This window comes from Prosthecobacter sp., from assembly GCF_044226605.1.
In the GTDB taxonomy this organism is placed as follows: domain Bacteria; phylum Verrucomicrobiota; class Verrucomicrobiia; order Verrucomicrobiales; family Verrucomicrobiaceae; genus Prosthecobacter.
Genome location: NZ_JBGAGS010000001.1, coordinates 229,246 through 253,578, shown reverse-complemented (window position 1 = coordinate 253,578; position 24,333 = coordinate 229,246). Strand labels below are relative to the sequence as shown.

Genomic DNA, 24,333 nt, shown 5'->3' with positions numbered 1-24,333 from the left:
GCTTGGTGATTGGCTCTTTTTATTCACAGGAAATGGCAGTGCTGAGAATTTGTGTTCCAGATTTTCATATGTTGTTTCAATTGAATTAGCGTTCAACGCCTGACCCACAGTGAAAAGTTTTCCGCCCAGCGGTTTGGTGCGGCCATGACTCGTTCTGAAAATGTTGACGGATCGTTTGAGGCGTTCCCAAGCAAGACGTACGGAACTACGTCAAAGGCTCCATGGAGATTCGGATATCTTAGCGGATCAAACAGATTATAGGATCCTATGTTCCTCGGATCCAAAACTAACACACCGTTGCGATTAAAGACTACTTCGCTGTGCCCGTCCGGTGAAATATATTTCGTGTTGTATCTGGCACATGGCGATTCGTTTGTCTGTTGATGGAATATGCTCTCATCATCCGTTAGCCTGCGCCATTTTTGATCTATTGCTTCATTCGGATTGGCTGGCGTCACATTAAACATGTTTCTCTCGTAATGAAGGAACACTAAAACATCATGCAACAATTGGACCTGTCGTCCGAAGGACAATAGAGCATGACGAATGCCTCCATCATTCGGCTTATAGGCGCTTAGCCCAAAAGGATCCACAAAGTTGATTGGGTTACCATTTGCAAAAGAAAATCTGTTTAATGAAGACTGATCAACAAGCGTACCAAATACGATATCCTGATTCACAAACCGCCTGATCCCCGGATGGTAATACCGCGCCCGCATGTGGCAGAGACCGTTGGGATCCGTCATCACGCCGTAGATGCCATTGAAAAGAAACGGCGTGGCGGTGTCATTCACCCGGCTGGCGATCTCGCCGTAGGGACCGTATTCGACACGGCCGGTCACGGTGCCGGAGGCATTGGTGAAAGCCACGGCGCTGCCGCGGTAATCATAGTGGTAAAGGCGCAGGGTGGAGCCTGTCTCTTCGTAGATGAGGCCCAGGCCATGCACCGCGCGGGTAATGGTGCCATCGGGTGCGGTGCGGACAAGAACCTGGCTGAGTGCGGCATTGGGATTGATGACGAAACGGGTGGTGCCCGTGCCATCCGTCCAGGAGACGCGGCGGTTCTCGGCATCATAGCCGTAGGAAACCCCACCGAAACTGGTGAGGCGGTTGCGTGAGTCATAGGTGAACGCGCCGAAGCCTGAGCCGCTGACGACGGGTCCAGTGGTCATGTTGCCATCGACATCGAACGTGACGGACGTGCCGTTGAACGTGGCGAGACGATTGCCGGTGTCGTAGGTGGCGGTGAAGGGAGTGGGCGTAAAGGCAGCTGGCAGGGGCTGTGGGTTTTCCGAAACGATGCGACCCGCCAGATCATAGCTGTAGGTGTATTGAGCGAAGATCGTCGTTCCTTTGCGATCATCGAGCGAAGCCAGCTCGCCCGTGGGCAGCCAAGTGCGCGTCTCGACCGAGCCATCCGGCCTCGTGGTGGTGGCCAGCCGCCCGTCCGCATCATAAGTATAGCTGGTGACGCGTGATGCCCAGTCTGTGACGGTGATCAGCCGGTTGGCAGCATCGTAGACGTATGTCACCGTCTTGTTGTCCGGATAGGTGAGCACGGTGAGGTTCCCCGCACTGTCATAGGCATACTTGAGCAAATTCCCCGCTGCGTCGGTGAACTGGGTGAGCCTGCCCGCGGCATCATACACCCGAGTGATGGTAACGGCGCCCTCGGTCATCGTGAGCAGTCTGCTGGCGGCATCGAAACCGTAGCTGATGGTGCCAGCGGGATCGACAGACTGCGTGAGGCGACCCGCATCATCATACGTCAACGTCGTCTGTTGCCCGGATGGCTCGGTGACGGTGCTGAGGAGATCGCGCGAATTGTAGCCGTAGCTGGTGGTGCGGTTGTCCGGGACGGTGACGCCGGTGAGCCGCCCTCCAAGGTCAAAGGTGAAATTGGTGGTGGCGTTCCGTGCGTTGGTGAGCGTGATGCGGTTCCCATCGGCGTCGAAGGTCTGGCCGGACACCTGATTGAGCGGGTCCGTCACCGACACGAGTCTGTCCAGATCATCATAAGCCATCTGCAATACCTCCCCGAGGGCATTGGTGGACTGGGTGAGACGGCGGAGGTTGTCAAAGCTCAAGGACGTCTTTCTAGCATGAGGGTCTTCGATGGAGGTGTTGACGTTGCGACTGTCATAGGTGGTTCGCGTGCGGTTGCCGCGCGCGTCCACAATGGCAGAGCGATTGCCTGCGGCGTCGTAACGCAATGTCTCAGTCTGACCGACCTGGTTGGTCATGGCAACGAGGCGGCCGACCGAGTCATAGATCATGTCCGTGCCACCACCGCGTGGGTCCACGATGCGTGCCAGCCGGTCTTCGCTGTCATAAAAAAAACGCGTCTTGTTTCCCAGCGGGTCTGTACGGGTGCTCAGGTTTCCATTGCCATCATAGGTGTAGGTGATGATCTGGTTGAGCGGGTTCTTCTCCGTCAGTCGCCGGCCGCGCTTGTCGTAGGTATAGGTGGAGGTGTTGTTCAGTGGATCCTTGGCGGTCAGGATGCTGTCTGCTGCATCGTAGGTGATGGTGCGTGTTTTGCCAGCCGCATCCGTGATCGACAAGAGGCGTCCCGCCGCATCGAATCCCATCGTCGTCGTATTGTTGTTGGCGTCCGTGATGCTGGTGGGAAGGCCTGCCGTGTAGGCATAGGTGGTGACGCCATTGCGCGCGGAAGAGCGCTGCGTGGGCAGACTGTTGGAGTTGTAAGCAGTCGTGATAGACTGATTCAACGCATTGGTCACCGTCAGCACATTGTTGTTGGTGTCATAGGCAAAGGTTGTGCTCTTTTGTGCAGCATTGGTGATCCTTGTGAGATTGTTCTGTGCATCGTACGCCATCGAGGTCACGGCATTGGCCGGGTCGGTTATTGAGGTGACGTTTCCCTGCGCGTCGTAGCTGAACGATGTGGTGTGCCCCAGCGCATCCGTCGTGGACAGCCTGTTGCCATTCACGTCATAGGTGTAGGCCGTCGTTTCGCCATTGCCATTGACGATGGACAGAAGCTGGTAGGCAGTGTCGAAGGTGTAGGTTAAAACCTTTCCATTGCGATCCGTTACACGGGTGATAAGACGGCCTGCTGTGCTGGTGGCATCGTACGCAAAACTGGTAAGCGGGGTTTCTTGACGCCCATCGTTCTGTGTGATGACGCGGGAACCATCGTCATAAGTGTTTACCAGGAAGGTCACGCCATTGTAGTCCTGCGCAGCGGTGATACGGGACAGCCCATCATACGCATAAAGCGTGCCCGACACGATGGTGCCGTTGCTTTCAGTAATTTGCCAGCCGTTCAGAGTGTCCGCCCCTGAAGTGTAGCCTAACATCGCCATGCGTCCCAGCGTGTCCGTAACCTGGGACACCCTCCCATTCCCGTCATATTGAAATGACAAGGTCTTTCCCGAAATCGCCTCTGTAACGGTGACGAGCTGGTTTGCACCATTGTAGGTGAGGTTGATTGCCTGCCCGTGCTTGTTGCGTTTCTGAGTTAGACGACCGGCGGAGTTAAACTCCATTCGCGACATGTCGGAACGAACGAGGGTGAAGCTGCCATCGCCATTTTTGGTGAGCGTGTCATAGCGCATCGCCAGATCTGTCGTCGTGTAATTGTTCGTAGTGCCGACGCGGTCAAAATAGTTGCGCCGGTTCTGGGTCCAATTGAAGATCAGTGTCTGGCCGGAATTGATTGAATCCACGCGGGTTTCAAAATTGTGCCCCCAGCCGGCACCTAATGGCCCAGTTGCTCGCAATGTGGATCGATATTCAATGGTGAAGTCCAGAGATGCAGGGCAGTTTTGTTTGAGAAGAGTGTAACTGGCGTAATAGGCACCCGTTGCAGTATCCACCGGATCATTAACGAGAGCCTCGGGATGGGTTGACAAAGAGAAAATTCCTTTCGTCGTCTCCCATGTGCCTTGCACTGGCAGACGGCCATCGGTGTAAGTCAGCGTCACGGTGCCGCTTGCCCCTCCTCCACCCGGCATGACAGTTCCTTTCCAGTTTCCATGTTCACCTGGGAAATCCGAAACCAACGAAATCGAACCGCTGGCAGACACAGATCCAGAAAAGCTCGGCCTGCCAAAGCCCCCCCGGCCACCTGACCCAAAAAAATCCACCAGCTGGCCCGAGGTATTGAAATCTAACTGGATGAAACTGTAGTTCGCGATGCCTCCCGTCAATGAGTAGTCGCCCACATACCTTCCGGCAAAAGAACTGACTGCAGCAGGTGCTTGAGCGGCGGAATCCTGCCCTTCTTTTGGCTGCACAATCGTCGGACGTGTCTCACGATGGTCAGCATCTGGGATGGCTGTGGGCTCAGCCGACGAGTGACTGAATTGCGCAGGCAGATTGCCAGCCGCAAACATCGCAGTGGCTAAAACAATAAAAAAGCATTTACTCATAGTTCGTGCCGAATAATGATTAAATGAGCTTGTGTGAATGGAACAAGCAATGTTTTTGAATTTGGGTGCACGATATCGCAAACCTATGAAAAAAGCTGAAATCGGTGCTCGCAATCAGCCTGGCCTATAAAAGTATTAGCGGCACCTGAACACCTGATTTGAACAGAGATTGCCCAAATCTTGGGATCACTTATTCCAACAATGCTGTGGATTCTGCACTAGGCCCTACCGTGCGGGGCTTCATGCGCAGCTCCCTGTCCATGCTTCAATCGATTTCAGTGAGGAGAGCGACGGCGGTTATACACCCTTCCCGATCACCCTCGCCACCCGCTCCATCTCTGCTTCCGTATTGTAAAAATGCGGGCTGAATCTCAGCAGCGGCTGACCTGCGCGGTTGTGCCTCAACGAAGTCGCGATGTTATTCTCGCTCAGCTTCTGCGACACCTCCTCCAGCGAGCGCTGCGGATGCTGCACCGTCGTGATGCCTGAGGCATGGGCGCTGTCCTGCGGATCAGGACCTAGGAAGGTAAACCCCTGCGGTTGCAATCCCGCATGCAGTCTCGCTTTGAGCTTCAAAAGCTGCGCACTGATGGCTGGCAGTCCTACTTCCAAAATCAGATCAATCCCGGCCTTCATGCCAAGGATACCGGAGATGTTCAACGCACCCGGTTCATAGCGCCTGCCACCTCGTTCAAAGGCGATCTCCTCCTGCGCGATGAAGTTCGGGCTGCGCACATTCCACGAGCCGAGCAGGCTCGGGCGCAGCATCTCCTGCAGTTCTTCGCGCACATAAAAAATGCCCGCGCTCATCGGTCCCAGCATCCACTTGTGGGAATCCGCGGAGAGGAAATCGACGTGGTCCACCCGCGTCTCAAACGCACCCACCGTTTGGATGGCATCCAGGCAGAAGAGCACGCCGCGTTCCCGCAGCATGCGGCCGATGCGGTCGATCTCGATGCGGTAGCCGCTTTGAAAATGGCAGGACGCCAGGGCCACAAGCTTCGTCTTTGGGGTAAGCATCGCCTCGACCAGTTCCGGCGTGATCTCTCCCGGCGCGGCCGGTTTGAGCCGTTTCAGCACCACGCCATGCCGCTCCAAATCCGTCCACGGGTACACATTCGCAGGATAATCATCGAGATAGCTCACCACCTCATCACCCGCCTGCCACGGCAGCCCATTGGCCACCAGGCTCAAGCCCACGGAGGTCGGCCCGATCAGCGCGATCTCGCTCGCCTTGGCGCCGATCAGTTCCGCCGACACCACGCGTGTCTCATTCACCGCTCTCCAAGCCTCCGGGTATTCCTGCATGCGCAGGCTGCAGTGCTCCAGGTAGTCCTGCATCGTCTTCGCCACACGGCGTGGCAAAATGGTGACACCGGCATGGCCGAGGAACAGGCTGTCCTTGATCACCGGAAACTCCTGCTGGCGCAGGGCTTCATCAGACAGCAGGGCATCGAGAGTAAGCATGGCTGTAATAACGAGCGAACACTGCCCTGCGCGACGAAATTCGTCATGCGTGAGGCGTCATTTCACTACGCCACCTTCAGCGTCTTAGCTCCCTCATCAATCAGGTGCCAGAAGCTCTTCGACTGGCTGAGAGCCTCGTCTTCGCCGCCACCTGGCAGGTTGCTGCGGAAAAGGAAATCTGTCAGGGTGTTTTTGTGCAGCACCCGGTGCACGCGTACATTTCCTTCCACGATGGCGAAATAGATGCGGTGATCTCCCGCGCGGCAGCGGTAGAGCTTTTTGCCGCCGCGTTCCAGCACGCCGTAGCGTTTGGCCAGGACGGTTTCGTCGACGTCCGCGGGCTGGATGTTCAGCGCCTCCAGCAGATGAAACTGCACCTGCGTGGGCAGGTGGGAAAGTTCGGCGGCGCTGATGTCATTGAATACGATCTGGATCATTGAGCTGCGGGTGTTTTCGTGGTGGTCGCCTGAAAGCGCTTGATCACATGCTTTTTGCGCACGCTCTCCATCCAGCGGTCAATGTTCGCCTTGGACTTTTCAGCGTTGATCATTCGCTCGATTTCCGCGCGATACTGCTCCAGCGACGGCGCTGCGCCGAGTTTTTTGGCATCGCACGAGACAATCACGTAGCTGGTTTCCATGTCCAGCACCGGGCTGATGCCGCCCGTTTTCAGGCTCATGGCTGCATCCGCAATGGCGGGCATCAGATCAGTCTTGTACATCCACTCCCACGCACCGCCGTTTTCGGAGTGGCTGTCTCGGGAAAATGTTTTTGCCAGCGCTGCAAAATCCGCCCCCTGGAGAATCTTGGTGCGCAGTTCCTCCGCTATTTTCTTCTGCTTTTCAGGAGTGGATCCCGACTCCGGGGCAAACTTCAGGATCGTGATGGTGGAGATTTTGATCTGGTCGCCTTCACGCCACTTGTCCACGTTCTTGTCGTAGTATTCCTGCACTTCGCGCGGCGTGGCCGGCGGGTGCTCGCCGGAATGGCGCTGCCGCATCACCTGCATGATGAACATCTTCTCCTGCTCCTCGCGGTATTTTTTCATCGAGGTCCCCACCTTTGCCAGTTCATCCACCAGGGCGTCTCGATTCCCTTTGAACACATCCCGGATGATGGTGTTGATCTGTTCGTCAATGTATCGCGGCATGATGACGCCGCCCATCTTGCGGAATTCTGCCAGCAAGATCTCGCGGTCGATCAGGTTTTCCAGAGCTCCTTCTCGCACGAGGGCCAGTTCTTTCTTCAACTTCGCCGGATCATTCTGATATTGAAACATCAGCATCTGCTCACGCTCCCGGATGTTCTGCGCCACCTCGGACGACATGATCGGCACTCCATCCACGACGGCCGCGATGCCAAACGAGGTCTGCTGGGCTGGAGCGCTGGAGCAGAAGGTGGCCGCAATGAGGAGGATCAGACTATGACGCAGGGGGTTCATGACAAAGAAGAAGGCATCTATCGTAGGGCTTGGGGGCGCGGTGGCAAGACGAAGTTCGCCCGTCTGTGCCCGGTGGATGCAGCTTCACCTTGCACGCGGGCGGCTCCGGCTTCTAGTCAGCGCCTCCCAATCGCCGACCACCACCCGCCATGAGCAAGAAAGCCGCCGCCAAATCCTCCCCCAAAAAAGCTGTCAAATCCGCCGCCAAGTCCGGCAGCAGCTCCCAGTCCCTCCTGATCGAAAACCGGGTGTTTAAACCCAGTGCGGAGTTCTCCAAAAAAGCCCGCATCAGCTCGATGGCGCAGTATAAGAAAATGCATGAGGAGTCGGTGAAGCAGCCCGACAAGTTCTTCGGCCGTGAAGCCAAGGAGCTGCACTGGACCAAGCCTTTCACCAAAGTCCTCGACTGGAAATGCCCGAACGCCAAGTGGTTCCTGGGCGGCAAGCTCAATGTCAGCGAAAATTGCCTCGACCGCCATCTCAGCGGTCCGCGCAAAACCAAGGCCGCTCTCATCTGGGAAGGCGAGCCCGGCGAAAAACGCGTCCTCACCTACCAGCAGCTTCATCGTGAAGTCTGCCGCTTTGCCAATGTGCTGAAGCGCAACAAGGTGAAAAAAGGCGACCGCGTCATCATCTACATGCCCATGGTGCCTGAGGCAGCCATCGCCATGCTGGCCTGCACCCGCATCGGCGCCATGCACAGCGTCATCTTCGGCGGCTTCAGCGCCGAATCCATCAAGGACCGCGTGCTCGACTGCGGCGCCAAGATCGTCGTCACTGCCGACGGTGGCTACCGCCGCGGCGCCGTCGTGCCTCTGAAAAAGAATGTGGACGACGCCCTCAAGGCCAAGGACACCCCCGTCGAAACCGTCATCGTTTACAAACGCACCGGCCAGGACGTGCACATCGAGGAAGGCCGCGACGTCTGGTGGCACCGTGAGCTGGAATACGTGGACTCCCATTGCGCTCCCGTCGCCATGGACTCCGAGTCCCCCATGTTCATCCTTTACACCAGCGGCTCCACCGGCAAGCCCAAGGGCATCCTCCACACCACCGGCGGCTACCTGCTGCATGCGCAGATGACCTGCAAATACGTCTTCGACCTGCGTGATGACGACGTCTACTGGTGCACCGCGGACATCGGCTGGGTCACCGGCCACACCTACATGGTCTACGGCCCTCTCGCCCTCGGCGCCACCTCGCTCATGTTTGAAGGCGCGCCAAACTGGCCTGAAAACGACCGTTTCTGGAAGATCATCGAAGAATACGCCGTCACCGTTTTCTACACCGCACCCACCGCCATCCGCGCCTTTATGAAGTGGGGAGACGAATGGCTCAAGAAGCACGACCTCAGCAGCCTGCGCCTGCTTGGCACCGTTGGCGAGCCGATCAATCCCGAAGCCTGGATGTGGTACCATAACAAAGTCGGTGGCGGTCGCTGCCCCATCGTCGATACCTGGTGGCAGACCGAAACCGGCGGCCACATGATCACCCCGTTGCCCGGCGCCACTCCCACCACTCCCGGCACCGCCACGCTGCCCTTCTTCGGCGTCGATGCCGCCATCGTTGATGACCTCGGCAAAGAGGTCGGCGTGAATGAGCAGGGCAAGCTCGTCATTCGCAAACCTTGGCCTTCCATGCTCCGCGGCATCTGGGGAGACAAGAAGCGCTACCAGGACGCCTACTGGGGCGACTTCAAAGGCTGGTACTTCGCGGGCGACGGAGCACGTCGCGACAAGCAGGGGAATTTCTGGATCATCGGCCGTATCGACGACGTGCTCAACGTCGCCGGTCACCGCCTCGGCACCGCCGAAGTGGAGAGCGCTCTCGTTTCCCATCCCGCCGTCGCAGAGGCTGCTGTCGTCGGTCGTCCGGATGAAATGAAAGGCCAGGGCGTCGTCTGCTTCGTCACCGTCAAGGAAGGCGTCACCTCCAACCGCGACCTCGGCGAAGAACTCAAGAAGCACGTCCGCAAAGTCATCGGCCCCGTCGCCACTCCCGATGAAGTCCGCTTCGCGGCCGCACTGCCGAAGACCCGCTCCGGCAAAATCATGCGCCGCCTCCTCAAGCAGATCGCCGCCGGCGAACTCATCAAAGGAGACACCACCACCCTCGAAGACATCAACGTCATCGCGCAGCTCGCTGCCGGCGGCGAAGACTGATCTAGTTCTGCGATTCCGTGGCTGCCGCGCATCTTCCTCTCAAAGATGCCGGCAGCCATTTTTTGTACGCCCGAGCTGCGCGGCAACGTTTTGGAGTGCGGTCGCGCAGATGCAAGGCGCAAGCCTGCATCGCAGCTACCGCTTTCGCAGGGTCTTAAATCCTGTCTTATCTGACCACGTCGTTGGCCGTGCAAAGTTCACGATCGACACCTCCTCAATGCCCACCCCGTGCCTTGACATCCCCCCAGCCACTTCCGCTATCCTGAGGTCCATCATGAAAATGAACCTCGCGCTGCCTCTGCTCCTCGGTGTCTGCCTTCCGTTGTTGGCTGAGGACCCGCTGCCACTGGATCAATACTGGCCCACCAAAAAATTTGTCCCCAACCACGCGAGAGTCACCCTCCGCCTTCCTGAGTCCGTCATCCTCGGCCAGGAAGTCCCGGCCGCACTCGTGGTGCACAATGACGGCAAAGAGCCCTTCGAGATCACCCCCGGCGGTGACTACCGCAGCACCGGCTACCCCCAGCGCATGAAGGTGCGTGTGCATGATGCCGCTGGAAAGATGCTCACCGAACTGCCACGAGAGGCCTATGGCTTCGGCGGCGGCGGCATCTCAGTTCCATACACCATCGCTCCCGGTGCCAGCAGAGAAGTGGATTTCCCGCTGGACTGCTACGTTAGTTTCCAGCAGGCGGGAGAATACACCGTCACTGCTGGGCATGATCTCGGCTGGAAGCTCGATCCGCTTCATCCTCATCCGATCGCGAAGGCGACAGTGAAAGTCGTGCTTCCGACTGAGGACGAAGCGAAACGCTACATCGATGCCGCCTTTGCCCGCCAGCCCGCCGTCCCGCCCAGTGACACATCGGATGCCTTGAAACTTCAGATGGAGCTCGATAAAACGCTCTGCGTCCTGCGCCATCCGCTCTACCTGCCCCTGCTCATTCCGCATGCCAGGGCCGGATCAAAGTCTGCCATGAAGGGCATCGGCCATATGACCACACAGGAAGCCACGCAGGCACTGCTGGACTTGCTCGATCACGCCTCTGCCGATGTCGTTGAAACCAGTGCCGTGCAGATCCTTCGCCGCCTGCCTTCTCTTGAAGACGGCAGCAAACCCGCGCAGGGCTTCTACTGGGGCTCCGAGTATCAGATCGACCCGCTGCTGCCAGCCTCTTGGGACGCGCGTTTTGAGAAGCCCCTGCTTCAATCTTCCCTCAAGCTCCTCTGGCACGACTCAGTCTCGGTGGTGCGAACCGCGGCCCAGATCCTGCAAACGCGCGCACGTCCGGAACATGCGCCGCAGGTGCTGGACGTCCTGGAGCAATCCTTTTCGCGGCAGTATCCGCTCCCTGCGGGGTGGAAGCCGAACAGCCTGGACCTGCCAGGGCCACAAGGCCTCCTGCTGGAAATTCTGGATGGCATGCGCAAGCGCGGCTGGCGCCTGGAGAACGGCAATGGCGGCACCGCGCACCAGGTGGCGTGGCTGCGCCAGCTTGCTGACAAAGAGGTGCCAAAGCCAAAGGGTGAGAAATGGAAAAACAGCATGCTCGATTCGGTGGAGCACGGTCAGCCCGCGCTAAAAATCTGCTCCCTGCAGGCCATTCCGCAGCCACTGAATGATGCCGCTGCCAAGATGGTGCTGAAGGCGCTTGATGACGACGATCTGCGGGTGCTGCGCATCGCATGCAAAGTCGCAGGTGAGTCAAAGCGCGCGGAGTTTGCCCGCCCTCTGGCGCAGATCGTCGAACTCGAGCACGAGAGCTTCTTACAGAGAGAGGCTCACCACGCGGCGCTTCTCTGCGGCGGCGGATTGCCCCTCTGGCAGGCCTGGGCCGCCGCCATTCCCGACAAGGAATGCATGCACACTGCCATCAGCGCCTTGATTCGCGGCACCATCAGTCTTCCCGCCTCCTCAGGCAGCAGTGGCAACTCCAACTTCACCCGCGAGCAGCGCTTTGCCATTCGCGCTGCCTGGCTCGCCTTCTTGCAGCAGCATCAGAAGCAGTTTGCTGCCGGAGAAAAAATCTCCCCTCCAGACGCGGAGACCTCAGCCAGACTGACCGGGGCAGACATTCATCCCACGATGCCAGCCGCGCGGATCAACCTCAAGGACGGCTCAGAGTGGCCCCCTCGGCCCGGGAAGGCAAAGAAACGAAAGTGATCAGTTTCTCGTCCTCCGTTTCACAAATCCCAGCAGCAGTGCCGTCCACATCACCAGCACGCCCAGCGCCACCCACGGAATCAGCCATCCCAGCCTGGTATAAAATGTCAGATCCGTCTGCCGCTCAATCGCGCCGCTGAGGATGCCCGTCTTCAATGCTCCCAGCGACTTCATCGCCCGGCCGTGAGAGTCGATGATCTGCGAAACCCCCGAGGACGCCGCCACCACCATGCTGCGGCGGTTCTCCGCAGCACGCACCCGGAACAGCTGCGAGTGCATGATGTGCTGCCGCTCCGACCAGCTTGCGGCGTCCATGGAAGGCACTGCAAAAAACTCAGCCCCCTCCAGCGTCATCCGCCGCACCACATCCTGGAAGTCGCAGTCAAAGCAGATCGGCGTACCGATTCTGCCCAGCGGTGTCACCACCGGCAGTGCGGTCTTGCCGTGCTCGCCATCGTTGAAGAAATGCACCGTGTGGTTCTTGCCATGCTCTCCCAGCACGTTCGTGCCGTCGATGGTCAGTGCTGTGTTCTGCCACTTAGGCCCTTCGAGACGTGTCTGCGTGCCAAACACCAGCAGCGCCCCGCGTTCCTTGGCAAACGCCTGCACTTTCTCCAGCTCGCTCCTGGCCACGTTGCGAACATCGATGGGAATGGTGTACTCCGGCCACACGATGAGCTCCGTGTCATCAGCAGCTCCTTCTTTGGCCAGCGACATGTAAGTGCCCGTGGCAGCTCCTTCCGCCTGAACCGCGACGACCTTGATCTGCGACTGCCCCGGAGTCCGCTTCGAAACCACCAGCGTATCAATCTGCACGATCATCAGCACTCCGAAAGCCACCCACCCGGCTTTCGCTCTGAAAAGCGCCGCAGCCAGCGTCAGCATGCACACAAACCCCAGTCCATACACCCCCACTGTTGACACCAGCGGCCACGGTTCCAGCGCCAGCCCCAGATGCATCCAGGGAAACTTCAGCGGCATCACCTCGCACCGCACAAACTCCGTCCCCGTCCAGGCCACCGCAGTGAAAAACGCCAGCCGCCACCCTGCGGTCACCCCGCGCTGCTGCGCTAGGCAGATCAGCCAGCCAAACGCTGCCGGAAACACCGCCAGAATGCCCCAGAGCAAAAGGCTAAACGGCCCGAACAGCTGCCACAGCCACGACAGCCCCGTGCCAAAAGCGATCATGCCCCACCAGTAGCCGGTCATGAGCCCATGCATGGGACGCGCTCCATGCAGCAGGCCCGCCAGCACTCCTACACTGAGCAGTGCCAGCGGCCACCAGCCATGGGGTGGAAAGGCAAACGCATACGCCACGGCGCTGGCCACCAAAAGAAGGATTCGATTCGCGTGCACCATGGTTCGGGTGAAATTACAAAAATGCTTCCTTCATGTGCAAGCCCACATCTTCCCGCATGATCAAGAACATCTGTTTTGCATCGACGTCAGCACCAAACAGACCGAAGCATGCGCTGCCTTCCCCTCTCATCGCACCCATGATCATGCCGCGTTCCCTTTTTCTGCTGATGTTTCTCGCCCCTTTGTTCGGCTGCTCCAAAAAGCAGTCGCAGGAAGTGTCTGTGGCAACCCCAGGCCTCCCTGCATGGGTCGTGGGCGATACCGAATCTCTGCCCGTCAAAAAATCCACCTCACCTGCCTACCTGCATGTCGAAAAGACCGTCTCGGTCCTTCGACCTCGCGCACTGACAAAAATCGAGGCGCTCGAAAAGCTCAACCCCGGCCTCTCCTCAGCCCTCCCACAACTCGCCGGACTCCTCAGCAGCGCCGAGGTCTCCCCCAAGTTCAAATCCTTCTACGATGCCAAGATCAGCGCCATCAAAGACGGCGATACCATGAGCACGGACGACTACTTCGACTGCGCCACCGTGCTCCACCTCACCGCTCCCGCCACCGGCCGAAAAGCAGTGCTCTTCCAGTCAGACATGGACGTGGACACAGACGGCACCGACCCCGTGCGCCTCGCCCGTTTGCAGGATTACGATGACGCCCGCATCTCCCGCAGCTTCCAGCCGCTCCTCGCCTACTCCTGGGCGCAGTCTCCCGGTCAGCAGGCTGCCAATCCCTTCGTGCAATACTACGCGGACACTCTCACCAAGCTGCGTGGCTTCCGTCAGCAGGTCTCGCAGGAGGCCGCTCAGGATCACGGCTACATCTGGCAGTCCCTGCAAAAGCAGCTCGATGAAACCATCTCCAGCCTCGACCGCCGCGCCAAATACTACGACGAAGACCTTCGCACGCGCCGCTCTCTCGTTGGCAGTCTCGATCCCTTCATCGTCGTTCCGCAGACCTGGCCGGACCGCCTGAAGCAGCCCTTCAGCGTGCAGGTGGGAGATTTCGTCGCCGTCATCGCCGGTGGCAAAGTATACCCCTGCGTCGTTGGCGACACAGGTGGCGATGCCAAAATGGGCGAGGCTTCGCAAAGGGTCGCGCAGGCCATCAACCCCAAAGCTTCCGGGCGAAACAGTGCGGCTGATGATGTCACTGTGACCTACGTTATTTTTCCACAAACAAGGCTTGCCATGACCGCGCCGGACCTGTCAGTCTTCCAGACCGAGGTGGCCCGCCTGCTGCAGGAATTCGGCGGCCTCGGCGCAGACACCCCTTTGCACCACTGGCAGTAACACGACCCCATCCACGATTCGACATCCCATGAGCAACGACGTGACGCCTCCGCCCTCTCCTTCGCCGCAGCCCACGCCTGCCGTTCTTCCGCCGCCCTCGGGAGTGCGTGTCAAAAACAAGCGTCTCACTGAGCTCATCCAGCGCCTGCGAGTACTCCTCGCCCCCGGCACCTTCAATCCCAAGTTCAGCTTCCTCGCCCTCATCACCGTCCCGCTGATCGTCTTCGGCCTTCATGCCTTGTTCAACAGCGGCATGATCATCATCAAGCCTCTCGGCGAAGTCGTCGTGCCCGTGGGACCCGATGTTCCCTCTCAGGTCGTCTTCGCTGCACGCCTCGGCGAATGCGCGGACAAAGGCGAGCAGATGGACGGCGCACGCGGCGTGTTCATGCCGCCCATGCTCACCGTCTGGGTGCGCAACTTTGACGGCTGGCTCATGGACCGCGCGGAGGGAAATGAAGCCCTTCTCAAAGACTCCGGCTTCACACCCGCCACCTATCGCACCTACCTCTCTTTGCGCGCCAACAAAGGCCGCGTCCAGAGCGCCGCGCAGGAAGCCGGCTTCCGCAAATGGCTGCGCGAGATCATCGTTGACCCGCGCCTCATCGGCAAGCCAGGCGTGCCCGAGCCCGCCTCGCTGGAGCAGATGTTTGCAGATGCAGATGTGCACAGCCAGACGGACAAGCGTCCCGAGCTCGCCCCCGTCATCGTCACCCCCAGCATGCTCACCTTTCAGGCCAGGCTCCTCGAGTACGTGCAGCAGAAGCCCGAACTCCTCGGCAACTTCAAAATCACCGAAACCCTTTCTCACAATGTGGAAACCTTCACCCGTTTCCTGGCGGAGCGCGGCGTCCGCTGGGAGCAGAAGCTCCGCGATGACAAGCTCAAGTTCCAGTCCTGGCTCGAGTCCAGCCGGCGCAATCTCTGCCTCACCATTGGTGGGCGCGAGTTCACCAGCATGAAGCCGGATGCCAAAGGCCACAGCACCCTCGCCGCCGGTACGCTCAAAGGCCAGACCGACGACGACACGCTCAATATCCTTCTCTTCCGCCGCCTCACACCCTCCAGCACAGAGGAGGAGCAGTGGCGCGATCTCGTGTCCACCTATGGCGTGGACAGCAAGGCCGCCATCACCGTCGCCATGCGTACCTCGGACGACAATGGCAAAATCACCTCCCTCAAAATGGCCACCGTGGTCAATGGCGGCACGCTCGAGCACGACAGCGTCGTCGCGCTGCCGCTGCGTCCCGTGCTCATGCGCTCCATCGCCTGGGCCGCGCTGGCAGGCGTGCTCTGGCTCATCATCCTCGTCTCCATGCAGACCGGTACTCTCCGCGCCTCCCTGCCGGAGAATGATCCCGTCATCACCGACTGGACGAAAAGCCCCTGGAGCGCCTCCCGCGTCGTTTTCGCCTGGTGGCTCGCCATCTGCACCGGCTGCTATCTTTTCCTTTGGGCCATGAAAGCCCAGATGGATGTGCTCTCCGGCTCCGCACCGCTCCTCCTTGGTATCAATGGCGGCACTCTGCTCGCCTCCTCCTTTGTCGGCGGCAGCGCACCTGCTCCCCATCGCAGTTTCCTCGAAGACATCGTCTCCGAAGGCGGACAGGCGGAAATCTCACGCCTCCAGCTGCTCGTGTGGAATGGAGTTCTCGGCCTCGTCTTCATCTGGCAAAGTCTCGCCGACTGGCAGATGCCCACCTTCGATCCCTACCTGACCACCCTCCTCGGCATCAGCTCCACCGCTTATGTCGGTTACAAGGTTGCCGCCAAATAGTGCCGTCATTTTTTCCACCCACCTCTCCCTCTTATGAAACTCGTCCTCCTGCTGAGCCTCGCCCTGGGTCCCATCGCCGCGTTGCATGCTGAGAACTGGCCCATGTGGCGCGGACCGAATGGAGACGGCACCACCACCGAATCAGGTCTGCCCGAAAAATGGAGTCAGACGGAAAACGTCGTTTGGAAAGTGGCGCTGCCAGACCGTGGCAACTCCACCCCCGTCGTCTGGGGAGACAAGGTGCTAATCACCCAGGCCATCGAGAAGGAAGGAAAGCGCTTGCTGCTCTGCTTTGACAAAAAGACCGGCAAGCAAGTGTGGGAGGCGGGCATCACCTACAAGGAGCCAGAGCTCACTCACGGCACCAATCCCTACTGCTCCGCCTCGCCCGCCACCGATGGCGAGCGCATCATCGTCTTCTTCGCCTCCGCCGGCGTTTATTGCTACGACATGAAGGGAAAAGAGATTTGGAAGCGCACCGATCTCGGAAAGCAGCATCACATCTGGGGCAATGGCACCTCGCCCGTCATCGCAGGCGATCGCGTCTTCCTGAACTTCGGCCCCGGTGAAAACACCGTGCTCTATGCCTTTGACAAAAAGACCGGCAAAACCCTTTGGCAGCACAAAGAACCCGGCGGCGCCTCCGGGGAAGGGGAGGGCAAAAAATGGCTCGGCTCCTGGGCCGATCCCCTCCTGCGCAAAGTCGGCGCACGCGATGAACTCCTCATGTGCTTTCCACGCCGCGCCTGCGCCTTTGATCCGCTCTCTGGCAAAGAACTCTGGACCTCCGCCGGCCTCACCGACCTCGTTTACAATTCCCCTCTGTATGCCGATGGCGTCATGATCGCCATGAGCGGCTACAACGGCGCCGCTCTCGCGGTCAAAGCCGGCGGCTCTGGTGACGTAACGGAGAAGAACCGCGTCTGGCAGCTTCCCAAAGTCAGCCAGCGCATCGGCAGCGGCGTCGTGCATAACGGTTATCATTACATCCTCAGCGACGGCGGCATCGCCGAATGCCGCGATCTCAAAACCGGCCAGATGGTTTTTCAGGAGCGACTCAAAGGCAACAACTGGTCCTCCCTCGTCCTCAGTGCCGATGGCAAATGCTACGCCGCCAATCAGATCGGCGACTGCTTCGTCTTCAAAGCCGCCCCCAAATTCGAACTCCTCTCCACCAACTCCCTCGGCGAAAAAATCATCGGCTCCATCGCCGTCAGCGACGGCCACCTGTTCATCCGCGGCTACAAAAACCTCTGGTGCATCGGCAAGAAGTAAGGCCGCGTTAAACCACCGCTGAGTCAGGCGTTCTTCATCCTGCTCTTACTCATACTCCTCTCCCCGGAGGTACGGCCTGCGTCGTGCGCACAAGCCCATCGTTGCGCACGATGTTCGTAGGATGGGTGTGGCGTAAGCCCGCCCGTCTGCGAGCGTGTCGCAAGCACCATGCCGTGCGAACATCCTCGCAGTCGGATGCTTTGGCGAAAAGCACTTTCGAGACAGTCAGATCTCTCGACGCCAAACCGGCGAGCCTGCAAAACAGATTGCCGTCTGGTTTGAAAAACAAGGCTGCTCTTCTCCGCGTTCTCCAAATCTTTGCGACGCAAATCTCCGGCTATTCCCTTGCTCCTTATTGATTCGCTCCGCTCACCCTCCGTACTCACTTCGTTCGTCTGTCTCGCTCCGCTCGGCTCCTCTGCCAAAAGAGGCAGCGCCCTCTTTCCCGCAAAACCTCCAAAATCCTTCCCCTTTTTTCCTCTTTCGGCCAATCCCTCCTCCCCAAGACACCATGCCCCCTCCACGTCATCACATCATTGACATCCACCCGCCTCCTACGGCTAAACTCCACCCAACTCATGAAAACCCTCTTACCCGGCCTCCTCCTCTTCGCGTCGTTTCTCCATGTCCGCGCTGAAACCTCGCTCACCATCTACAATCAAAACTTCGGCGTCGTCCGTGACGTCGTTCCCCTCGATCTGCAGCAGGGCGTCAATCAAGTGCGCTTTGCCGATACCACCGCGCATCTCGAACCAGATTCCGTCATTCTGCGCGATCCCAAGACCGGCATCAAGCTCAGCATCGTCGAGCAAAACTACCGTGCCGATCCCGTCACCTCCGGCCTTCTCCTTAATCTCAACGAAGGCAAGGTCATCGACTTCTTCGTGCGCGAGCCCAACAAGCCCGACCGCGTTGTGAAAGGAAAAATCATTCGCAGCGGCTACGTCATGCACAATCAGCAGGCCATGCAGCGCTACGGCAGCCGCTACTACCAGAGCCAGTCTGTCATGGCTCAGGGCACCTCGCAACCCGTCATCGAGGTGGATGGCCAGCTCCAGTTTTCCCTCCCCGGAGAGCCGCTCTTTCCCGCCCTCGCAGATGACACCATCCTCAAGCCTACCCTCGACTGGCGCATTCACACCGACAAACCCGCCAAGCTCGACGCCGAGCTCTGCTACGTCACCGGCGGCATGGGCTGGGAGGCCGACTACAACGTCGTCTCCCCCGAGAAGGGAGATCTCATCGACTTCACCGGCTGGGTCACCCTCGACAATCAAAGCGGCAAGACCTTCAAGGATGCGAAGCTGCAGCTCATCGCGGGCGATGTGGCAAAGCTGCAGAATGCTGACGCGCGGAGCTATGGCATGAACGAAATCGTGGCCTTTGCAACGGCCAATGGCAGCCGTCCGCAGGTCACCGAAAAAGCCTTCGATGAATTCCATCTCTACTCGCTGCCTCTCCCTTCCACCCTGCATGACCGTGAAACGAAACAAATCGAGTTTGTCCGCACCGCAGGCGTCAAGTCACAGCGCCTTTACATCTACGATGGCGTTCAGATCGATCAAAATCGTTACCGTGGCTCGCGCATGGAAAACATTCGGCACGACGAAAACTACGGCGCTCTGAGCAACCCCAAGGTCTGGGTCATGCGCGAGATCAAAAACAGCGCTGCAAATCACCTCGGCATGCCGCTGCCAAAAGGCAGGGTGCGCTTCTATCGTCAGGACGATGACGGCAGGCTCCAGTTCGTTGGCGAAGACGTGATCGATCACACCGCCCGCGATGAAACCCTGCGCCTCTACACCGGCAATGCCTTCGATCTCGTCGGCGAGCGCAAGCGCACCAACTACAAAAGCGACAACGGCAATCACTGGGTGGACGAAACCTTCGAGATCAAAGTGCGCAATCGCAAGCAGGACGAAGCCGTCGAAATCCGCGTCGTCGAGCATCTCTACCGCTGGACGAACTGGGAAATCCGCGAGTCCAGCAACACCCATCTCAAGACCGACGCCCAGACCATCGAGTTCCGCATCCCGCTCAAAGCGGGCGAGGAAAAGACCATCACCTACACAGTTCATTATTCGTGGTGAGTTATGGGCCGCATTTTCACTGCGTGTCTGCTGGTCTGGCTGCTCTTGACAATGGCAGCACCCGCTGAGTTCGTCAGGCCAGTTATCGTCGGCATCGCATCTTCGGCGGAGGACGACTCGGACGAAGAGAGCCGGGATCGCATCATGTCCATCGTTGCCGATGGAGAGCATCACGTCTGGGGCATCTTTGGCTCTCAGGGCGCGCGTCTGGCGCTGTTGAAGGAGGGCAGGTGGTCACTCGTTACGCCCAAGAACTTTCCAGAGACGCTGCGTGCGTTGCAGATCGCGCGTCTCAGCGATGGCAGTGTCGCCTGTCTCTGGCGGGATGAAGCAAGGGAGGACGTGCACGCCCTCAGCCGTCACACAACGACATCTCATCAGGTCATCGTCAGCGGTCCGGCCAGGCTGCCCCAGCCTCTGCTGCTGCCGCTGGCAGAAGGGGGCATGCTCGTCACCGCCGCGAGTCGCGAGCTCTTCTGCATTCCCAAAGCCGGTGCCCAGCCCGAGCACATCACGCTTGATGAAAAGCTCTTCATACCCCCAAAAAAGAATGATGACGGCTCTCCGCGGACCGATGTCCTGCAAGTGCAGGCGGTGCAAGATGCGCGCGGCAGCGTCTGGCTCTGGTGCCCCGCCATGCGGTCGGTGGACTGGATGTGGCGTCTGCGTGGCATGGGCAGGCTGGCAAACAAGCAGCTCCGTCTGCAGCAGTTTCCTGGCGCTTCTCCCGAGCAGCCCATTTCCGTCCTCGCTCCCTGGAAGGACGGCCATCTCGCCATTGCGGTGGCTGGCACCGGCTGGTTCGACTTTGATGACGAAAAGCACCACGTCACTTCGTTTCAGGGCACTGGAGACGAGATGAAATATGTCGAGCGCATATTCTCCGCCGGCTCCGGATGGCACTTCATCACTACGCCGCGTCCCACCGAGACCACCGTCGAAGGCTCAATGGCATTCAATGGACAGATGGTGTTTTCCGAGCAGCGCTTTTACGATCCGCTGAAACGCACCAGTGCACTTTTCAGCCTTCACGACTCCACGCTCGAGCTGCGGACTTGGAAGCTGGATGCCGAGCCGGAATTTGGCTGGACGGACCGGCCGGTCATCCAGGCCCGGGATGGCTTCTGGACCTGCGCCGGCACCTGCCTCGCCTTCGTTCCTTACGATCCCAAGCTGCCACTTCGCCGCGTCGACTGGCGTCATGGTCTGGATGTGAGCGAGCCACGGGAGCTGGCACAGTCTGGAGACTCGGAGCTTGCCGTGCTGGACCGTCGGACGGGGAAAGTTCACTTGCTTTCCCTCAACCAGCTCCCTGTGGAACCAGCTGCGCTGCGCGTGGACAGGCTGGAGACACTCTCCTTGCTCCTGGAGGACTCTCAGGGGCGCATCTGGGGCCGCTTGGCGGATGGCGCTTTTCAGTGCTGGGAAGACGGCCGCTGGCAGACGCTCAAAGTGCCTGAGGCTCTCAGCACCATGAATGATCATGCCTTCGTGGCCGACTCGCACGACCAAGGCTGGCTTGTTCCCATGCATCAAGGCGCGGCTGCCGTGTGCGATTTCGCCACCCGCGAATGGTCTGTCTTCGAAAGCTTGCAGGCGGCCCTGACCGCAAAGATGCACCCTGGAGATGCTCTCAAGCTGCGGGACTTTCCCAGTCTGGCTCCCATCTCCTCCACGGAGACTCCATGCCAGATCGCTTTTATGCGCAAGGCAGGCTCCCTGCATCACTTTGACGGGCATCGATGGCGGGACTGGACCCTCGCCGATGTCGCTGGTCCAGATGCGCGGTTTACCAGTTCCTTATCCTTCGCGGGGCCGCAGCTTTCTGTGGCCATCAGCGGGCGCCGCTGGAAACTCGTGCCGGAAGGCCGGTGGCAGAGCACCGAAGACGAGCCCGAGGTGGAGGATAACATCTATCGCTATCAGGAGATCTCACCCCCGTCTGACTGTCCGGTGTTAAAGATTACCAGCACGGCCTATGATCGTTATGGCGTCTGCTGGCTCACGGATAAAGCGGGTGGATTTTGGAAAAGCATTCCCGGCTGCACGGTGCCCATGTTGCAGCCGGGCGAGTCCATTCCTGCCCTTGCTGGCATGCATCTTTATGATGTGCGTTCGGACTTAAACGGAAATGCCTTCCTGCGCCTCAGATTCGGCTGGCAGGGCGGGCTTCACCTCGCTGTCCGCTCCCGCCTCCCTCTGCCGGAGACTGTGGCAGCTTTGACAAAAGTTCAGGCCGATACTGCGCACCTCACCTTTGGTGCCGGCGCATGGCACACCTGGCGCATCGATGGCGGCGCGTGGTCCCTGGCTACCGATCAAAAAGAGCGCGCCATCATCGGCCTTCTTCCCGGCCCGCATGAATTTGAAGTCTTGGCCTACAATGCCGACCTCACTCCCGCCAAAGCTAGCGTCAAACTCAAGGTCACCATCGAAGCCGCCGCCATCGCCGAAACGAATGCCCTCATCCAAAAGCTCGGCGGTGACGATCTCGATGCCAGCGAGTCCGCCGCACGCCGACTCCGCAGCCAGGGCAGCAGCATTCTCCCCGCCCTCAGGATTGCCCGTGAGACAGCGTCAGACAGCACACGCTGGTGGCTCGATGCCGTGATCCAGCACATCGAGTCGCCACCCTCAGCCCAACGTGCCGCATCCGCAGGGGCTGCGCCACTCCTGTCACCGGTGAACGAACCCTAGCCTAAAGAGGGGACACCCTCCCCCTGCATTTCCCTTTGACCCTGCCGGGGCACGACGCTAACGAACGGATTCCCAGCCTATGGCAGCCTCCGACCGTCAGCACACTCTCGCCAAGCCCGTCTCCATGAAGGGCACCTCGCTGCATACCGGCGAGCAGGTCACCCTCACCCTTCAGCCAGCCCCGGAGAACTTCGGCTTCAAATTCCGCCGCATCGACCTGGAGGACAAGCCCTTCATCCCGGCCCTCGTCGAAAAAGTCCAGAAGGTCGAGCGCGCCACCACCATCTCCGAGGGCGGCGTCAATGTGCACACCGTCGAGCACGTCATCTCCGCACTCGCGGGCATGGGCGTGGACAATGCCATCATCGAGATGGACGCCAACGAGCCACCCATCGCCGATGGCAGCTCGATGCCCTTTGTCGAGCTGATCAAATCCGCCGGACTGCAGGAGCAGAAAGAAGCACGCAAGTTCTTCGAAGTGCGCGAGCCCATCTACCAGGAGACCCGCGACGGCACGATTTTGACCATCGTCCCCGATAAAAAATTCCGCATCTCCTGCACCAACGTCGGCCCCGGCGGCCGCTTCACGCAGTACTTCAGCACCGAGATCACGCCCGAGACCTACGAGAAGGAAATCGCCGCCGCGCGCACCTTCGTGTACTACGAGGACATCGCCCCGCTGATGGAGAAGGGCCTCATCAAGGGCGGCACGCTGGAAGCCGCCGTCGTCATCCGTGGCGATACCCTTCTCTCCAAGCAGCCCCTGCGTTTTGCGGATGAATTCGTCCGCCACAAGATCCTCGACATCGTCGGCGACCTTATGCTCTCCGGCAAACGCATCCTCGGCCACGTCATCGCCGTGCGCCCCGGCCACGGCCCGAATACAGAACTGGCCCGCGCCATCGTCGCGCAGTACAATCAGATGCGCAGCATGGTGCCCGCCCCGGTGAACATTCCGAGCGGCGAAGCAGTCCTCGATATCAACGAGGTCATGAGCATCCTGCCGCACCGCTATCCCTTCCTGCTGGTGGACCGCATCATCGGTTTCGAAGGCGAGTCGAAGTGCACCGGCATGAAGAACGTCACGATTAACGAGCCTTTCTTCCAGGGCCACTTCCCCGGCCACCCCATCATGCCCGGAGTGCTTCAGCTTGAGGCCATGGCCCAGGTCGCCAGCATCGTCCTCCTGCGCATGCCCGGCAATCAGGGCAAGATCGGCTACTTCATGAGCGCCAACAACGTCAAGTGGCGCCGCCCCGTCCTTCCCGGAGACACCCTCATCATCGAAACCGAAATCCTCAAGACCAAGCGCAGCATCGCCAGCGGCATCGGCCGTTGCAGCGTCAATGGCCAGGTCGTTTCCGAAGCCGAGCTGATGTTCAGCGTGGTGGACCGCTAAAAAATCTGTTCACGCATGCCAGCCTCGATCCACCCGACCGCCATCATTGATCCCTCCGCCAAGATCGGGGCAGACGTCCACATCGGGCCGTATTGCATCATTGGCGCGGATGTGGAGCTTGGGGACGGCTGCTGGCTTCAGCATCACGTCACCGTCATGGGGCCGTCGAAGATCGGCAAGAACAACAAGTTCTACGCCTACGGCTCCATCGGCCAGCAGACCCAGGACCTGAAGTACAAGGCCGAACCCACCTGGCTCGAAGTAGGAGACAACAACACCTTCCGCGAGTTCTGCTCCGTCCATCGCGCCACCTCCCCCGGCGACAAAACGATCATCGGAAGCCACAACAATTTCCTCTCCTACGTGCATATCGCGCATGACTGCATCGTGGGAAATCACGTGATCTTTTCGAACAACGGCACGATCGCCGGCCACGTCGTTGTCGAAGACCACGTCATCATCGGCGGCCTCACCGCCGTGCACCAGTTCTGCCGCATCGGTACCCGTTCCATCATCGGCGGCTGCGCCAAAGTCGTGCAGGACATCCCGCCTTACTGCACCGCCGATGGCAACCCCGCCCGCGCCCGTGGCCTCAACATCGTCGGCCTGCAACGCGCCGGTTTCTCCCGCGAGCAGATGCGCTCCCTGCGCGAGGCCTTCCGCAAGGTCTACCGCTGCGGCTTGAACAACGCCCAGGCCGTCGAGGAACTCCGCGCCGGAGACCTCACCCCCGAAGCCGCCGCCTTCACCGATTTCGTAGCCTCCACCAAACGCGGCATCATCCTTGGTGGCAAGGCCACAGCAGACGAAGAAGAATGACCT

Annotated in this window: 14 protein-coding genes; 9 read left to right on the top strand and 5 right to left on the bottom strand. The window is 59.5% G+C overall.

Annotated elements, in window-relative coordinates:
* Positions 1-92 precede the first annotated feature (92 nt).
* The 4 genes from ACILSO_RS00990 to ACILSO_RS00975 all read right to left on the bottom strand — a co-directional run bounded on the left by ACILSO_RS00990 (position 93) and on the right by ACILSO_RS00975 (position 7,305).
* The gene (locus tag ACILSO_RS00990; RefSeq protein WP_395735482.1) at positions 93-3,980 is read right to left on the bottom strand and encodes an RHS repeat-associated core domain-containing protein; all 3,888 of its coding nucleotides are present in this window, start codon (positions 3,978-3,980) and stop codon (positions 93-95) included.
* A gap of 714 nt (positions 3,981-4,694) precedes the next feature.
* The gene (locus ACILSO_RS00985) at positions 4,695-5,864 is read right to left on the bottom strand and encodes an aminotransferase class V-fold PLP-dependent enzyme (protein WP_395735481.1); all 1,170 of its coding nucleotides are present in this window, start codon (positions 5,862-5,864) and stop codon (positions 4,695-4,697) included.
* Positions 5,865-5,929: 65 nt separating this feature from the next.
* On the bottom strand, positions 5,930-6,301 hold the full coding sequence (locus tag ACILSO_RS00980; RefSeq protein ID WP_395735480.1) for a type II toxin-antitoxin system RelE/ParE family toxin: 372 nt from the start codon (positions 6,299-6,301) through the stop codon (positions 5,930-5,932).
* Positions 6,298-7,305 carry a peptidylprolyl isomerase gene (locus ACILSO_RS00975; RefSeq protein ID WP_395735479.1) on the bottom strand — a complete coding sequence of 336 codons (1,008 nt, stop codon included), beginning with the start codon at positions 7,303-7,305 and terminating at the stop codon, positions 6,298-6,300. Before ACILSO_RS00975 ends, ACILSO_RS00980 begins: the two co-directional genes overlap by 4 nt.
* 149 nt (positions 7,306-7,454) lie before the next feature.
* On the opposite strand from ACILSO_RS00975, the gene acs reads away from it, so the two are divergent.
* Complete coding sequence (gene acs / locus ACILSO_RS00970) at positions 7,455-9,467, top strand: acetate--CoA ligase (RefSeq protein ID WP_395735478.1); 2,013 nt, start codon at positions 7,455-7,457, stop codon at positions 9,465-9,467.
* 274 nt (positions 9,468-9,741) lie between these two features.
* Complete coding sequence (locus ACILSO_RS00965; protein ID WP_395735477.1) at positions 9,742-11,631, top strand: hypothetical protein; 1,890 nt, start codon at positions 9,742-9,744, stop codon at positions 11,629-11,631.
* On the opposite strand, the gene ACILSO_RS00960 is transcribed toward ACILSO_RS00965, so the two are convergent.
* Entirely contained in the window at positions 11,632-12,990 is a 1,359-nt protein-coding gene (locus tag ACILSO_RS00960; RefSeq protein ID WP_395735476.1) for an apolipoprotein N-acyltransferase, read from the bottom strand. It abuts the gene before it with no gap.
* Between the two features lie 143 nt (positions 12,991-13,133).
* Between ACILSO_RS00960 and ACILSO_RS00955 the strand changes: the two genes are divergently transcribed.
* The 7 genes from ACILSO_RS00955 (at position 13,134) to lpxA (ending at position 24,330) form a co-directional block, all read left to right on the top strand.
* Positions 13,134-14,273 carry a glycoside hydrolase family 75 protein gene (locus ACILSO_RS00955; RefSeq protein WP_395735475.1) on the top strand — a complete coding sequence of 380 codons (1,140 nt, stop codon included), beginning with the start codon at positions 13,134-13,136 and terminating at the stop codon, positions 14,271-14,273.
* Between the two features lie 28 nt (positions 14,274-14,301).
* Positions 14,302-16,050 carry a hypothetical protein gene (locus ACILSO_RS00950; protein ID WP_395735474.1) on the top strand — a complete coding sequence of 583 codons (1,749 nt, stop codon included), beginning with the start codon at positions 14,302-14,304 and terminating at the stop codon, positions 16,048-16,050.
* A gap of 33 nt (positions 16,051-16,083) precedes the next feature.
* Positions 16,084-17,325: a PQQ-binding-like beta-propeller repeat protein gene (locus ACILSO_RS00945; protein ID WP_395735473.1), complete on the top strand. Its 1,242-nt coding sequence runs from the start codon at positions 16,084-16,086 to the stop codon at positions 17,323-17,325.
* 578 nt (positions 17,326-17,903) lie between these two features.
* Positions 17,904-19,415, top strand: coding sequence for a DUF4139 domain-containing protein (locus ACILSO_RS00940; protein ID WP_395735472.1), 1,512 nt, complete (start codon positions 17,904-17,906; stop codon positions 19,413-19,415).
* 51 nt (positions 19,416-19,466) lie between these two features.
* Positions 19,467-22,112 (top strand): hypothetical protein, encoded by a 2,646-nt coding sequence (locus ACILSO_RS00935; RefSeq protein ID WP_395735471.1) that lies wholly within the window; start codon positions 19,467-19,469, stop codon positions 22,110-22,112.
* Positions 22,113-22,191: 79 nt separating this feature from the next.
* A complete protein-coding gene (locus tag ACILSO_RS00930; protein WP_395735470.1) occupies positions 22,192-23,511 on the top strand; it encodes a bifunctional UDP-3-O-[3-hydroxymyristoyl] N-acetylglucosamine deacetylase/3-hydroxyacyl-ACP dehydratase in 1,320 nt (439 codons plus the stop codon).
* A gap of 15 nt (positions 23,512-23,526) precedes the next feature.
* Positions 23,527-24,330, top strand: coding sequence for an acyl-ACP--UDP-N-acetylglucosamine O-acyltransferase (gene lpxA, locus ACILSO_RS00925; protein WP_395735469.1), 804 nt, complete (start codon positions 23,527-23,529; stop codon positions 24,328-24,330).
* Positions 24,331-24,333 lie beyond the last annotated feature (3 nt).